Genomic DNA, 14609 nt, shown 5'->3' with positions numbered 1-14609 from the left:
CACAATTTCATCAGCCCGCCAGCGCGGGTTCCGCCTGACGGCGCACCTGCATCCACGCGTCCAGCCGCGCGACCTGATCGGCGCTTAGCCGCAGGCCCAGCTTGTTGCGCCGCCAGATCACGTCCTGCGCGGTGCGGGCGTATTCCTTGTCCATCAGCCAGACCACTTCGCGTTCGGTCAGCGTCGCCCCAAAATCTTCGCCCAGATCCGCGGCGGATATTGCATCGCCCAGGATCAGCCGGGCCTCAGTACCATAGGCGCGCACCAACCGACGCGCCCAGCCTTGGGTCAGAAAGGCGTAATCGGCCATCAATCCGTCGATCAGTCCTTGCACCCCTTCAACAGGGAAATCACCGCCCGGCAGGGCAACGCCCGCGGTCCAGGGGCCGGGCAGGTCCGGGAAATGCTCGGCAACCTTGTCCATCGCGCTTTCGGCCAGCCGGCGATAGGTGGTGATCTTTCCCCCGAAAATGTTCAGAACCGGCGCACCACCCTCGGCATCCACCTTCAGCGTATAGTCCCGCGTCGCCGCCGTGGCGCTTTGCGCACCGTCGTCATACAGGGGCCGCACACCCGAATAGGTCCAGACGATCTGCTCCCGCGTTACGGGCTGTTTGAAGTATTTTGACGCGAAGGCGCACAGATAGTCCTGCTCGGCCTCGGTGCAGACGGGCGGTTCGGACGGATCGGGGTGGTCCTGGTCGGTGGTCCCGATCAGGGTGAAATCCTGCTCGTAGGGGATGGCGAAGATGATGCGGCCGTCCTCGCCCTGGAAGAAATAGCATTTGTCATGGTCATACAGGCGCGGCACCACGATATGGCTGCCCCGCACCAGCCGGACCCCTTCGCGCGAATTCGAGCGGATCTTGGTGCGGATGATGTCGCCCACCCAAGGCCCGCCCGCGTTGATCAGCATCCGGGCGCGCATCTCGCGGGTCTCGCCGCTGTCGCAATCCTGCACGGTGATCCGCCAGACGCCCTCGGCCCGCTCGGCCGACAAGACCTTGGTGCGCACCATGATCCGCGCCCCGCGCGCCTCGGCGTCGCGGGCGTTCAGAACCACCAGACGGGAATCCTCGACCCAGCAGTCCGAGTATTCATAGGCGGTTTCGAACCGGTCCTGCAGCGGCGCCCCCTCGGGCGCGGTGCGCAGGTTCAAAGAGGTCGTGCCAGGCAGGATCTTGCGCCCGCCCAAGTGGTCATACATGAACAGACCCAGACGGATCAGCCAAGCAGGTCGGCGCCCCTTCATCCATGGCATGACGGTCCCCAATAGGCGCGACGTCGGAGTTTCCGAGTCGAACCGCATGTCGGGGTGATAGGGCAGCACGAACCGCATCGGCCAACTGATATGCGGCATGGCGCGCAGCAGGGTTTCACGCTCGATCAACGCTTCGCGCACCAGGCGGAACTCGAAATATTCCAGATATCGCAACCCCCCGTGGAACAGCTTGGTCGAGGCCGAAGACGTGGCCGAGGCCAGGTCGTTCATTTCGGCCAGCGCCACCGACAGGCCGCGGCCTGCTGCGTCGCGGGCAATACCGCATCCGTTGATGCCGCCGCCAATGATGAAAAGATCGGTGATCGGGGTGTCGTCCTGTGCCATCTGAGCGTGATTCCATATTGCCCGGGAGATGCGCGCATTAACGTCATCGTGGTTCGTTTGGTCAAGGTTTGTGTTCGCTTTTCTTCCTTACACCCCCCCGTCGAGGAACTTGGAATACAGGATTTTCCCCAGAGTTTTGGCACTATCGAATGGGGCGCGCACCGATACAGGCTTGCGAAATCACACAAAAACGACCAAAAACGAACACAGCCTCGGATCGGAGCCCCCCATGTCGCTGTCCTTTCGCCAAACCGACATCCTTGAACTGGCCAAACGGAACGGGCGCGTTTCGGTTGATCACCTGGCCGAGCGCTTCGGCGTCACGGTTCAGACCATCCGCCGCGATCTGACCGAACTGGCCGAGGCCGGCAAGCTGGACCGCGTGCATGGTGGCGCGGTGCTGAGGTCGGGCGTGACCAATATCGGCTATGAGGACCGGCGCGACCTGAACGAAGAGGCCAAGGCCCGCATTGCCCGGCGCTGCGCGGCCGACATCCCCGATGGCGCCTCGGTGTTTCTAAATATCGGAACGTCGACCGAGGCCGTCGCGCGCCAGTTGCTGGGCCACAGGAACCTGATGGTGGTCACCAACAACATGAACGTCGCCAACATCCTGGTCGAGAACCCCGACTGCCAGATCGTCGTGGCCGGCGGCATTCTGCGCCGCGCCGATGGCGGTTTGATTGGGAATCTCACCGTGAACACGATCCGCCAGTTCAAGTTCGATCACGCGATCATCGGCTGTTCTGCCGTGGATGCCGAAGGCGACCTGCTGGATTTCGATTTTCAAGAGGTCAGTGTCAGCCAAACGATCATCGCCCAGGCCCGGCGGGTGTGGCTGGTGGCGGATGGGTCAAAGTTCCAACGCTCGGCGCCTGCCCGCATCGCCTCGCTGGCCGAAATCGACGCCTTCTACACCGACGCCACCCCTCCGGCGCCGCTGCCAGACCGCTGCAAGGAATGGCAGACCCGTCTGGTGATCTGCCGCTGACGGCCGCGCAAGGCCATCGCCGGCAAAGCTTGCCAGATGGCCGACCGCCTGCCACTATCGCGTGAACTGCATCATCGCACGGGAAGGGAGGACCGGGCCATGATCGCACTATTGTTTGCGCTTTTGGCGGCCGTGATGGCCTTGAATTACTTTGGAAGACCCCGGATCGGCACCGCCGTGTTCTTCTTCACGCTGGCGTTGAGCGTCTATTGGCTGAAATACCACGCCACCAGCCAACTGACCATTCAGCTGTAGGAGGCGCCGATGACACCGGACCTGTCCCGTACGTTGAATGCCATCGGCATGCTGGCCGTCAGCCTGGTGCTGGTGCTGGCCTATGTCTATCAGTTGGCGCTTTACGAACTGCCCTGTCCGCTGTGCCTGCTGCAACGGGTGGGTTTCGTGGCGGTGGGCGTCGGGCTGGGGCTGAACCTGCTGTATGGGCCGCGACCGCAGCACTATGCGATAATGCTGATCGCGGCACTCTATGGCGGCAGCGTCTCGGTCCGGCAGATCCTGCTGCATATCGTGCCGGGTACCGGGCACTATGGGTCTCCGGTTCTGGGCCTGCACTACTACACCTGGGCCGCGATCTGCTTTTTCCTGATCCTGCTGGGCACTGCGATCATGCTGATGTTCGACCGGCAATATGTCGAGGACCGCCGCTCCCTGCCACGCTTTGGCGGCAACAAGCTGGCGAAGGTCGCGTTCTTTATCATGCTGGGTCTTGCGGTGCTGAACGCTGGTTCGACGCTGCTGGAATGCGGTCCGGGCATCTGCGCCGACCCGCCGACCAGCTACAAACTGATTGACGACTTGGACCCGGGAAACTGACGACGGGGCCACCGGCCCCGAAGAAGGCGCGAAGATGGGACTGCTGGGACAGCCGCTGGGCTTCTACGACTATCTGACATTCGTCGCGCTGATCCTACTGCTGGCGGCGGTGATGGCGCTGTTTCTGTTCATCATGGGCCTGCCCGGCCGGATCGCGATCAAGCGGAACCACCCCCATGCCGAAGCCGTCAATCTGATAGGATGGATGGGTTTCCTTGCCGTGATCCCCTGGGTCCATGCCTTCATCTGGGCCTACCACGACGGGATGACGGTCGACATCCGCCGCCTGCCCGAGGGCGAGCGAGACGCGATCCGCAAGTAAATCGAACGCCTTGGCGGACAGGCCAAGGACGAGTACCAAGCGCCCGTGGCGCCGAAGGAAGGCTGAAGCCAAAGGACCCAAAACACCATGTTCGTCGCCCTCGGCATCACGCTTTTCTAAATCATTCTTGTCTGGTTCATTTTCTTCAAAGCGCAGTGGCTCATGTTCAACATCGTATGGGGAATCGTCTCGTTTTAGGTCAGCGCCCATCTGCTGCTGATCTTCCTTGTCGCGCTGCGGTTTATTCAGCCCTTCTCGATCAACAGGCACGTTGTGCGGTCCACCATCCAGATCGTCCCGAAACTGACCCAGCCGACCATCCTGACCGAAGTTCTGATCAAACCCAACACGCCCATCACCAAGGGCGATCCGCTGTACCGCTTCGATAACACGGTATTCAAGCTGGCGGTCGAGCACGCGCAGGCCCAACTGGTGGCTGCCGAGCAAAACGCCAAAATCCTTGAACAGGACGTATTCGCCTCGACCGAGGCGGTGGAGCGTGCCAATACCCAGCTGGCCTATGCGATGACGCAGAAGGCGCGCTATGAAAACCTGGTGCCTGCCGGGGGCGCACGTCAGGACGAACTGGACCGCTGGACCGAGCAGGTAACCGAAGATCAGGCTGCGGTCAAACAGGCCGAGGCCAGTCTTAGAAAGGCGCAACTTGCGCAGGAATCACAGATCGACGGAGTGAACACCGGTATCCTTCAGGCCAAGGCGCAGTTGGCCGAAGCACAGTATTTCCTGGACAATACGACGATCTACGCCCCCGAAAACGGCATGATCGTCTCGCAACAGGTCCGTCCCGGCCTTGTGGTCGGCGATATCCGCCTTGGGGCCATCGCCAGCTTCGTGACCGAGGATTCGCCCTATATACTCACCACCTTTCGTCAGCAGAACCTGAAATTCGTCAAACCCGGTCAGCCTGTCGAAGTCGCGCTAGACCTCTATCCGGGTGAAATTCTGACCGGCAAGGTCGAGGCCATCTGGTGGGCCACCCGGCAAGGGCAATACCTGCCCTCCGGCCGCCTGCCGGGGTTCGAGCTGCCCAAAATTCCCGGGCGCATCGCGGTGCAAATTACGATCGAGGTCCCTGAAGGGCATACCTTCCCCGCTGGCGGGCAAGCGGCCGTGGCCATCTACACGGGACAAGTCACAAGCTTCGAGTTTTTGCGCCGCATCAACATCCGCCTCTATTTCTTCGCCAACTTCATCCGACCGTTGGATATCTGAGCCTGACAGACATGAACCCGGACCATCCGCGCAAGCCACGAAACCGCCGCCGCATGTGAGTTGGCACCGCGCTTAGCGCCGCGTTGCTGGTTGCATGCACCCCGGTCGCGCCGGATTTCGTGCGCCCCAACTCGCCGGTCGTGAAACAGTGGATGGAGGCCAACAGCCCCAGCGCCAGCCAGGCCAGCGGTCTGACATCGCGCAGCGCGCCCGTGGTCAAATGGTGGCAGAGCTTCAATGTTCCGACCCTGAACAAGCTGGTGGCCGAGGCCTATGCCCAGAACCTGACCCTTCAAGTCGCAGGCGCGCGCGTGCTGCAGGCCCGCGCGCAGCTGGGAATCGCCTTCGGGGAGCTCTATCCGCAGTCTCAGGCCGTGGGCGGCGCGTTGGAGCGGCGCCGGATCAGCGACAACCTCGGTCCCATTGCCGATATCAACCGGATCATTCCACTGGATACCGAGTTCTCGACGTCGAAGGTGGGATTTGACGCCCAGTGGGAACTGGATGTCCGGGGGGGCGCAGCGGCGTGGGGTGCAGGTGGCGCGGTCGAACTTGGCGCTGCAGGTCGCCAATTATGACGACGCACTGGTGACGCTGACGGGCGATGTGACCGCGCTGTACATCAACATCCGCGCGCTGCAGGAGTCTCTGGCCGTCGCGCGCCAGAACATCAAGCTGCAACAGGAAGCCAACGATCTGACCCAGTTGCGGTTCAACAATGGTGTGACGACGGAATTGGATGTGCAGGAGTCCACTGCCCTGCTGAACAACACCAAGGCGCTGGTGCCGACGCTGGGAAGCGATTTGCAGCAGGCCAAGAACGCGCTGGCGGTTCTGCTGGGCACGACACCATCGCGCATGACCGGTCTGCTGGGAACGTCCGGACGAATTCCGTCGGCAAGATCGAACGTGGCCGTCGGTGTTCCGGCCGAACTGCTGCGCCGCCGCCCCGACGTACGCGCCGCTGAACTGGCCGCGGCCACGCAATCGGCGTAGGTGGGCATAGCCATGGCGGACCTGTAGCCGCAATTCATCCTGTCGGGGTCGATCGGCCTGCGGGCATCGGGCGGGCGCGACAAGTTCAGTTCGAACAACATCACGGGTCTGGCCAGCGCCGGCGTGGTCTGGAACGTGTTGAACTATGGGCGGATCAAGAAAACGTGCGCGCACAGGACGCCGCTTATGAGGCGCTGATCGCCAACTATCAGAACACCGTCCTGACCGCCTATTCCGAGGTCGAAAGCGCCATGGTCGCCTAGGCCGAGGCACGCAAGAAGGTGACGTTCTACCAACGCAGCGTCGACGCAGCACGCAAGGCCGCCGACATCGCCGTCAGCCAATATCGTGACGGTATCGCCGATTATTCCCGCGTGCTGAACACGCAGACCGCGCTTCTGCGCTCGCAAGCCAATCTGATCGAGTCGCGCCAGCAGGTTTCAACGAACTTGCTCGCGGTCTACAAAGGTCTGGGCGGGGGCAGGCAGATCCGTCAGAACCAGGAATTCCTGCCCGAAACCGTACTGGCCGAGATGGCCTATCGCACCGATTGGGGTGACCTGCTGCAGCAGGACCCGACACGGGCAAGTCCGAACTAGGCGCTATTTCGTCAGGCCCGTCAGGCCGCCCGAGATCAGGATATTCACCTCGTACAGGATGCGCGGCGCGGCCAGACCGCCCGGGCTGGCCAGATAGTTGGGGCTCCACTCCGGGTCGAACTTTTGCTTGAAGGCGCGCAGCCCCTCGAAGTGATAGAACTGCTCGCCGTGCTCGTAGACGAAGCCGCCGATCCGGTTCCAGAGCGAGGCGAGTTGCCGGTTCTCGATCCCGGAAAACGGCGCGGCCCCCAATGAGAACCAATGGAATCCTTGGCCGGCGCCCCAGTTCATCATCTCGGCGAACAGAGCATCCATGACAAAGCTGGGGCAGTCGGGCTCGTACCGCATCAGATCAAGCGACAATTCCGACTTGTTGCCACCCTGAAACAGGTTGGCAAAAGCCACGATCTTGCCAGTCTCGCCGTTCTTCAGAACCGCATGATCGAAATAGGACAAATACTGCTCGTCGAACCCGCCCAGGGCAAAACCCTTTTCCGCGCCCGCCTTGCCTTCCAGCCAGTGATCCGAGATCTGGCGCAGCTCGGGCAGGACCGGTGCAAGCTGTTCTTTGGGAATGATCTCGAAGACATATCCTTCACGCTCGGCCCGGTTCCGGGCCTGACGGAACCGCTTGCGTGATTTTCCGTCCAGCGTGAAGTCCTTCAGCGGAACGCGGGCGACTTCACCGATCTTGAGGATCGACAGCCCAAGGTCCAGAAAAGTAGGCAGATACTTGGTGGACACGCTGTAAAAAGCGCAGAGCTTGCCTTCGGCATCGCCCATCTCGCGCAACTGCCAGATTAGCTGCTGGCCGGCGGCCTCATCGCCGACCGGCTCGCCCTTGCTGATCAGCGCGTTGCCGGTGTCGGCATAGGCCAGAAAGGCGCTTTCATCCGGCGCAATCAGAAACTGCTTGTCGCCGGTCAGGCTGATCTGCGCCTCGGTGTCTTCGCTGGCCAGCGCCAAACGTTCGACGGTCGGGGGGATCTCGGTTCTCTGACGCGCGGGGATGGTGCGTCCGAATAGCGAGTTCACGGCCACCACCCCGACGATCACCGCCGCCACCATGCTCGAGCGCAGGAACCGCGAGGCATCGCCGTCCCAGGCAAACTCCCACCACAACGCGTTTTCGTATTCAACGTGGGAATAGGCAAACAACCCGATCCAGAAGATCACCGCCAGCAACGCGATCAGACTGACCAGCCAGGGAATGTTCAGTCGAAAGATGGATGCGCCGCTGACCCGGTAGAACGCCCCGCGAAACAGGGCCAGCAAACCGATGGCCACCAGCATTCCGATGGCCTCGTGCGTATCCAGACCCTTGGCCAGAGACGCGAAGAAACCGGCCAGCATCAGGATCATGGCCACGATCCATGCCCGGTACAGTTTGCGGTACAGTCCCCGTGCCACAAGCAGCAGCAAAACGCCAATGGCGCTACCGGCCAGATGCGATGCCTCGACAAAGGACAGGGGTAGAAAATCGCGCAGTATCCCCAGCTTCGTCGAGCTGGCCGGCAAGCTGCCCGAAATCAGAAGCACTGCGCCGGCCATGGCGGCGATGCCCGCAGCCGCCATCGGAACGATGGGACGGATGGCGCGATAGAACCAGGTCGCCGCGCCCCCCAGCCGGCGGCGATGCGCAACGGCGGTTGCTGTGGCAATCGACAAGCTGGCAATCGCAAAGGGCAAAAAGGTGTAGATCACCCGGTACAGCAGCAAGGCGGCGATCACGTCTGACCGGCCCGAAGCCCCCAGCCCGGCGATCAACGTCGCCTCGAACACGCCAAGCCCACCGGGGGCATGGCTGAGAATCCCGACGGCGATGGCGCAGATGAAGATCGTGAAGAACAGAGGATAGCCGACCCCCAGATCATCCGGCATCAGGACGTACAGAACCATCGAGGCGCCCAGCAGGTCTCCGACCGCCGCGAGGGTCAGAAGCCCCGCCAGTCTGCCGCCCGGTAGGTTGAAACCCAGCCCCGCGACCGACAGGCGCCGGGCGCCGCGTGACAGCCACAGGAACAGCGCGGCAAAGCCCGCCAGCAACCCCAGGCCAATCGCGGTTTCGACCGGCGCGCTGATGGGCAGCACCTGTGCAATCCCGTCCGGGTGAAAGGTCAGCAGCCCCCCCAGGATCAGGACCAGCCCCATCCAGAACGCCACCCACGAGGTCGCGATCACCCCTGCAACCCGCCCCAGGTCAAGGCCCAGCGAAGCATAGATCCGATAGCGGATCGCCGTGCCGGTGATATAGGAAAAGCCGAGGCAGTTCGACACGGCATAGCCACAGGCCCCAGCCAGGCCGGCAACGCGCAGCGGAACCTTGCCCTTAGCAACGCTCTGAACCGCAAAGACGTCATACAGCGACAAGGACACGAAGCTGAACGCCGTCCAGAACACGGCCAGTGCAACCACCCGCCATGGCGTCTGCGCCATGTCCGCCTTGACATCCGACCAGCGGACATGTCCGGCCAGATCATGCAGAACGGTCAGCGCGATCAGGGTCACCAGTACGGGTACCGCCACCCGCACCACGGGTTTTTCCAGTATGGCGGTCACTCGTGCAACCCACGGTTCGGGATTGGGCGGCTTGCCTGTTTCGGTCGTACTCATCCTGCGCCTCCCAAACGTTCCGGTCGCCGCCCCCTCAGTGGCAGCAGCCGCCCGCGAAGCTTGGCACAGGTTTGGCCCGGCTCAAAGCGCCCGATTAATACCGCCCCTTGCGGGTGGACAGCAGAAGGTTGGTCTCGGACCGGGTGACGCCTTCGATGCGGCGGATCTGGAACAAAACCTCGTCCAGTTCGGCCAGCGTCTCAGTGCCGATCTCAGCGATCAGATCCCAGCTGCCATTGGTGGAATGCACCGCCCGCACCTGCCGCATCGCCGCGATCCGGGCCATGATCCGCTCGGTCCCGCGCCCTTCGATTTCCAGCATCATCAGCCCGCGCACCGGGCTCTGCGCCACGTCCCGACGGGTCAGGACGGTGAAACCCACGATCTCGCCCGATTGCTTGAGCCGCTGCAGCCGGCTGCGCACGGTCGTCCGGGTGACGCCCAGCAGCTCGGCCAACTCGGACAAAGACGCCCGCGCGTCTCGGTGAAGGGCGCTCAGCAGCCGACTGTCCAGATCGTCCATCTTTTCTTACCAGATTGAAAATACTTGTTCCTTTTTGAGCAATTTGCTCTCTTCCCGCAACCCATGCTGCGCCGATAAATGAGCACATGGATAGAAAACACCTCATTCTGGTCGGTGCGCCGATGGATGCCGGCAAGCGGCGACAGGGCTGCCGCATGGGCCCCGACGCCTATCGCGTTGCCGGGCTGGCCAAGGCCCTTGTGGATCTTGGACACAGCGTCACCGACATGGGCAATGTTCAGCCCGACCCGGTTGATCTGCCCGAACATGACCACCTGTTTGCCCTGCCCGAATGCGTCGGCTGGACCCGCGCATTGGCCCGCGCAGCCAGGGACGCAGCAGTGACAGGCGTGCCGATCTTCATGGGCGGGGACCACGCCCTGTCGATGGGCACCGTCTCGGGCATGGCCGCCCATGCGCAGCAGATCGGGCGCCCGCTGTTCGTTCTTTGGCTGGACGCGCACAGCGATTTCCACACGCCCAACAGCACCGGCAGCGGCAACCTGCATGGCACGCCGGTCGCCTATTTCACCGGCCAGCCCGGGTTCGACGCCTTCCCTGCGCTGGCGGCCCCCGTGCCGACCGACCGCGTCGGCATGATCGGCCTGCGCTCGGTCGATCCCGCCGAACGCGCCGCGCTGGAGAAAGACCGCGCCATGCTGGCCGACATGCGCAGCATCGACGAACACGGCATCAAGGCCCCGCTGATGGCCTTTCTGGACCGCGTCCGCGCCGCGAACGGTATTCTGCATGTCTCGCTGGACGTGGACTTCCTTGATCCCGCAATCGCCCCGGCCGTCGGCACCACCGTTCCCGGCGGCGCCACCGAACGCGAGGCGCATCTGGTCATGGAATTGCTGCACGAAAGCGGGCTGGTCTGCTCGCTGGACCTGGTCGAACTGAATCCTTTCCTGGATGAACGCGGCCGCACCGCGAAACTGATGGTCGACCTGGCCGCCTCGCTGCTTGGACGCCGCATCTTCGACCGCATTACCCGGAGCTTCTGATGCACTCCCTTCAGGCCCCTTCGGCCGTGGTCATGATCCGGCCACACGCCTTTGCCTCGAATCCCGAAACGCGAGATGACAACGCGTTCCAGACGCTGGCCAACCACTCGACCGAGGCGACCTCGGCCGCCGCCCGCGACGAGCATGACCGCGCGGTCGAGCAGTTGCGCCACGCCGGCGTGACCGTACATGTGTTCGACGATTTCGGTGACAACGACACTCCCGACAGCGTGTTTCCGAACAACTGGTTTTCGACCCATCCGGGCGGGCACGTGGCGATCTATCCGATGTTCGTCCCCTCGCGTCGGCGCGAACGTCGGATGGATGTGATCGAGATGCTGAAACGCGACTATCGCGTTCAGGACGTGATCGACTATTCAGGGCTCGAGCAGGACAACCTCGCACTGGAGGGCACCGGTGCGATGGTGTTCGATCACGTCGGGCGCATTGCCTATACTGTCAAATCCAACCGCGCCGACCCGGTGCTGTTGGAACGGTTCTGCACCCATTTCAACTATGAGCCCATCGCCTTCGAGGCCCGTGACGCGCAAGGCCGCGATGTCTATCACACCAATGTGCTGATGGGGATCGGCACGCATTACGCCCTGATCTGTCTGGACATGATCACCGACCCCGAGCGGCGCGCGACCGTTCGGGCGCGGCTGGAGGAATCCGGCCGCAGGGTGATCGACCTGACTCACGACCAGATCGCTGAATTCGCCGGAAACGCCATTGAACTGACGGGCCGTGACGGGCTGATTCTGGCGCTGTCGAGCCGGGCTTTGGCCGCGCTGCGTCCCGATCAGATTGACATCATCCAGGACAGCGCGACGCTGCTGCCGCTGTCCGTTCCCACCATCGAAACCGCCGGCGGGTCGGTGCGCTGCATGATCGCAGGCATCCACCTGTCACGCCGCTAGGAGAGACCCCATGCAACCTTCCGACAAGGCGCTTGTTCCCTTCGTATCCGTCGACAACATGATGCGGCTGATCCACCACATCGGTGTCGAAAGAATGATCACCGAGATCGCCGCCCAGATCGAGGATGACTTCAAACGCTGGGAGAGCTTTGACAAGACCCCGCGCATCCCGGCCCATTCCCCGCATGGCGTGATCGAACTGATGCCAACTTCGGATGGCGAGGCCTATGGGTTCAAATATGTGAACGGCCACCCCAAGAACACATCCGAAGGCCTGCAGACCGTCACCGCGTTCGGCCTGCTTGCGGACGTGTACACCGGGTATCCGACCCTGTTGACCGAGATGACCATGCTGACGGCGCTGCGCACCGCGGCAACCTCGGCGCTGGTTGGCAAATACCTGGCCCCCAAGAACGCCACCACCATGGCGATGATCGGCAATGGCGCACAGTCCGAGTTCCAGTGCCTAGCCTTCAAGGCCATGTGTGGAATTGATACCGTTCGCCTTTATGACATCGATCCCGCCGCCACCGCGAAATGCGCGGCCAACCTGCAAGGGACCGGCTTGAACGTGGTTTCGTGCCGCTCGGCCGAAGAGGCGATCGAGGGTGCGCAGATCATCACCACCTGCACCGCCGATAAGAAATACGCCACCATCCTGACCGACAACATGGTCGGCCCGGGCGTGCACATCAACGCGATCGGCGGCGACTGCCCCGGCAAGACCGAATTGCATCGCGATATCCTTCTGCGGTCCGACATATTCGTGGAATACCCCGAGCAGACCCGGATCGAAGGTGAAATTCAAGCGCTGGACCCTGACCACCCGGTCACCGAGATGTGGCAGGTCATTACCGGTCAGGCCGAAGGTCGCCGTGACGACCGTCAGATCACTCTATTCGACAGCGTCGGTTTCGCGATTGAGGACTTCTCCGCTCTGCGCTACGTCAAACGCGCGATCGAGGGAACAGAGTTTTTCGAGCCCTTGGACATGCTGGCCGACCCTGACGATCCGCGCGATCTCTACGGCATGCTGATGCGGGCCAAGTGAAGCCCCTTGGCACTGTCTTGCCGGCGGGCTGGTTGGGGGCTCTGCCCCCATCGCCTTCGGCGATCCCCCCGGGATATTTCTGGCCAGATGAAAGGTCTTGCGTTCGGATGGAATGCCAAAGTTCCATGCCTTTCCTTCCGTGCTAGCAGGCGGCAGTGTGTGGATTGACACACCGCAAAATTTATCTGGCTTAAAATATCCCGGAGCGCGAGGCAGAGCCTCGCACATGCAGTTGTGGCTGGGTCAGCCGCCCCCCTAGCCCGCGAGAGAGGGCAAGTAGAGAACGATTGCCGGAAACGCGACCAGCAGCGCAATCGTGACCGCATCAGCCACAAAAAACGGCGCCACGCCCTTGAACACGTCCTGCACGCTCAGATCCGGTCGCACACCTGCCACCACGAAACAGTTCAATCCGATTGGCGGGGTGATCAGGCAGAACTCGGCCATCTTGACCACCAAGATGCCGAACCAGATCGCGCACATTGGTCCGGACATGCCGAATGTGCTGTCGGCCGCGCTTACCGCTTCACCGCCGTTCAGCGCCATGACGGCCGGGTAGACAACCGGCAGTGTCAGCAGGAGCATACCGATCGCATCCATAAACATGCCCAGCACGGCGTAAGCTAGCAAGATACAGATCAGGATCAGCATGGGCGACATGTGCAAGGACGTGATCCAATCGGAGAACGCGCCGGGCAGATCGGCGAAGCCTAGGAACCGGACATAGATCAGAACGCCCCAGATGATCGTGAATATCATCGCCGTCAGCTTGGCGGTTTCCAGCAGCGCTGATTTCAGTTGCTGCCAGCGCATACCGTTGAAAACAGCGAAGCAGAACACGATGAATGCACCGATGGCTCCGCCCTCGGTCGGTGTTCCCCACGCATTTTCTCCAAACGGGTTGTAGACGAAGCAGATGATGATCAAGACCACCGCAACGATCGGCAAGGCCCCCGGCAACGCCGCAAAGCGTTGTTTCCAAGTGAAGCCAGATACCGGAGGCCCGACCGACTTGAAAACCATCGCAATGCCGACGATCAGAAACCCGTAAACCAGGGCGGAAAAAGCGCCGGGAATGAACCCGGCCAAGAGCAGTTTGCCTACGTCCTGCTCGACGATGATCGCATAGATCACCAGGATCGCCGAAGGCGGGATCAGCGAGGCCAGCGTGCCACCGGCGGCCACCACGCCGGCCGCGAAGCGTTTGTTGTAGCCGACCTCCAGCATCTCGGGGATGGCGATGCGTGCGAACACGGCCGAGGTGGCCACCGAAGCCCCCGAAACCGCTGCGAAACCCGCGGTGGCAAACACCGTGGACACCGCCAGGCCACCGGGCACCCAGGCGATCCAGCGCTTGGCGGCCTCGAACAGGGCGCGCGTCAACCCGGCGTAGTAGGCCAGATACCCGATCAGGATGAAGGTGGGGATCAAGCTGAGCGTGTGCGACGCCACTTTGGAATGCGGCACCTGTCCGGCAGTCTTGACCGCGACGGTCAGCGCCTTTCCGAACCGATCCGGATCATAGCCGAACTTGGCCCAGAAGACCCACACCAGACCGACAAGCCCCGCCAAACCGGCGGCGAAGGCCACACGCATACCAGCGACCACCAGTACCAGCAGACCACCCGTAACCCAAAGGCCGATGTCAATCGTGTCCATGTGTCAGTCCCGCTTCTCAAACTGCTCGGCTTCGGCGGCGGCTTGCGCGGCCACATCTTGAATCATCGGAACCCCCGCAGGGGCATCAAGGCCCAGCACGAAGGCGCGCCCATAGCCCCAGATCTGCAGACACAGCCGCAGGCAGAGGACGGAAAACGCAACGGGCGCCAACAGCTTGGCGGGCCAGATCGGGATACCGATGTCGATTGAACTGTCGCGGCTCCACATCGGGACGCCGAAATCGAAGGACCGGTC

The 14609-nt window shown here is 62.4% G+C and carries 15 protein-coding genes and 1 pseudogene; 11 read left to right on the top strand and 5 right to left on the bottom strand.

Features of this window, described 5'->3' with window-relative positions:
- Positions 1 to 10 precede the first annotated feature (10 nt).
- Positions 11 to 1606 (bottom strand): glycerol-3-phosphate dehydrogenase, encoded by a 1596-nt coding sequence (gene glpD, locus AC2FME_RS07910; RefSeq protein WP_496800121.1) that lies wholly within the window; start codon positions 1604 to 1606, stop codon positions 11 to 13.
- 229 nt (positions 1607 to 1835) lie between these two features.
- Between glpD and AC2FME_RS07905 the strand changes: the two genes are divergently transcribed.
- From AC2FME_RS07905 to AC2FME_RS07870, 8 genes are all read left to right on the top strand, one after another.
- Positions 1836 to 2597 carry a DeoR/GlpR family DNA-binding transcription regulator gene (locus AC2FME_RS07905; RefSeq protein WP_496679741.1) on the top strand — a complete coding sequence of 254 codons (762 nt, stop codon included), beginning with the start codon at positions 1836 to 1838 and terminating at the stop codon, positions 2595 to 2597.
- A 99-nt stretch (positions 2598 to 2696) separates the two neighbouring features.
- The gene (locus AC2FME_RS07900; RefSeq protein ID WP_490362420.1) at positions 2697 to 2852 is read left to right on the top strand and encodes a DUF5993 family protein; all 156 of its coding nucleotides are present in this window, start codon (positions 2697 to 2699) and stop codon (positions 2850 to 2852) included.
- A 9-nt stretch (positions 2853 to 2861) separates the two neighbouring features.
- Positions 2862 to 3431 carry a disulfide bond formation protein B gene (locus AC2FME_RS07895; RefSeq protein WP_496687127.1) on the top strand — a complete coding sequence of 190 codons (570 nt, stop codon included), beginning with the start codon at positions 2862 to 2864 and terminating at the stop codon, positions 3429 to 3431.
- Positions 3406 to 3753 (top strand): DUF3302 domain-containing protein, encoded by a 348-nt coding sequence (locus AC2FME_RS07890; protein WP_496800120.1) that lies wholly within the window; start codon positions 3406 to 3408, stop codon positions 3751 to 3753. The genes AC2FME_RS07895 and AC2FME_RS07890 overlap by 26 nt, the downstream gene beginning before the upstream one ends.
- A gap of 273 nt (positions 3754 to 4026) precedes the next feature.
- Entirely contained in the window at positions 4027 to 4986 is a 960-nt protein-coding gene (locus AC2FME_RS07885) for an HlyD family secretion protein (protein WP_496800119.1), read from the top strand.
- Positions 4987 to 5069: 83 nt separating this feature from the next.
- Entirely contained in the window at positions 5070 to 5564 is a 495-nt protein-coding gene (locus tag AC2FME_RS07880) for a hypothetical protein (protein ID WP_496800118.1), read from the top strand.
- A complete protein-coding gene (locus AC2FME_RS07875; RefSeq protein ID WP_496800117.1) occupies positions 5524 to 5982 on the top strand; it encodes a TolC family protein in 459 nt (152 codons plus the stop codon). Before AC2FME_RS07880 ends, AC2FME_RS07875 begins: the two co-directional genes overlap by 41 nt.
- Before the next feature lie 281 nt (positions 5983 to 6263).
- Positions 6264 to 6581, top strand: coding sequence for a TolC family protein (locus tag AC2FME_RS07870; RefSeq protein ID WP_496800116.1), 318 nt, complete (start codon positions 6264 to 6266; stop codon positions 6579 to 6581).
- A gap of 3 nt (positions 6582 to 6584) precedes the next feature.
- On the opposite strand, the gene mprF is transcribed toward AC2FME_RS07870, so the two are convergent.
- A complete protein-coding gene (mprF, locus tag AC2FME_RS07865; RefSeq protein WP_496800115.1) occupies positions 6585 to 9194 on the bottom strand; it encodes a bifunctional lysylphosphatidylglycerol flippase/synthetase MprF in 2610 nt (869 codons plus the stop codon).
- A gap of 94 nt (positions 9195 to 9288) precedes the next feature.
- Positions 9289 to 9717 carry an Lrp/AsnC family transcriptional regulator gene (locus AC2FME_RS07860; protein ID WP_005983707.1) on the bottom strand — a complete coding sequence of 143 codons (429 nt, stop codon included), beginning with the start codon at positions 9715 to 9717 and terminating at the stop codon, positions 9289 to 9291.
- Positions 9718 to 9803: 86 nt separating this feature from the next.
- Between AC2FME_RS07860 and rocF the strand changes: the two genes are divergently transcribed.
- From rocF to ocd, 3 genes are read left to right on the top strand one after another with little or no spacing between them, the layout of a single operon-like run.
- The gene (rocF, locus tag AC2FME_RS07855; RefSeq protein WP_496679725.1) at positions 9804 to 10724 is read left to right on the top strand and encodes an arginase; all 921 of its coding nucleotides are present in this window, start codon (positions 9804 to 9806) and stop codon (positions 10722 to 10724) included.
- On the top strand, positions 10724 to 11644 hold the full coding sequence (gene ctlX / locus AC2FME_RS07850; protein WP_496741898.1) for a citrulline utilization hydrolase CtlX: 921 nt from the start codon (positions 10724 to 10726) through the stop codon (positions 11642 to 11644). Before rocF ends, ctlX begins: the two co-directional genes overlap by 1 nt.
- A 10-nt stretch (positions 11645 to 11654) precedes the next feature.
- Positions 11655 to 12695 carry an ornithine cyclodeaminase gene (gene ocd, locus AC2FME_RS07845; protein WP_496687124.1) on the top strand — a complete coding sequence of 347 codons (1041 nt, stop codon included), beginning with the start codon at positions 11655 to 11657 and terminating at the stop codon, positions 12693 to 12695.
- A 255-nt stretch (positions 12696 to 12950) separates the two neighbouring features.
- Here the strand turns inward: ocd and AC2FME_RS07840 are convergent, their stop codons facing one another.
- Together AC2FME_RS07840 and AC2FME_RS07835 are read right to left on the bottom strand one after the other, a co-directional pair.
- Positions 12951 to 14354, bottom strand: coding sequence for a TRAP transporter large permease (locus tag AC2FME_RS07840; RefSeq protein WP_496800114.1), 1404 nt, complete (start codon positions 14352 to 14354; stop codon positions 12951 to 12953).
- A 3-nt stretch (positions 14355 to 14357) separates the two neighbouring features.
- Positions 14358 to 14609: pseudogene (locus tag AC2FME_RS07835) on the bottom strand (TRAP transporter small permease); the annotation flags it as partial.

This window comes from Ruegeria sp. BHSC026 (assembly GCF_059613065.1).
This window is presented reverse-complemented; position numbering and strand designations above follow the sequence as displayed.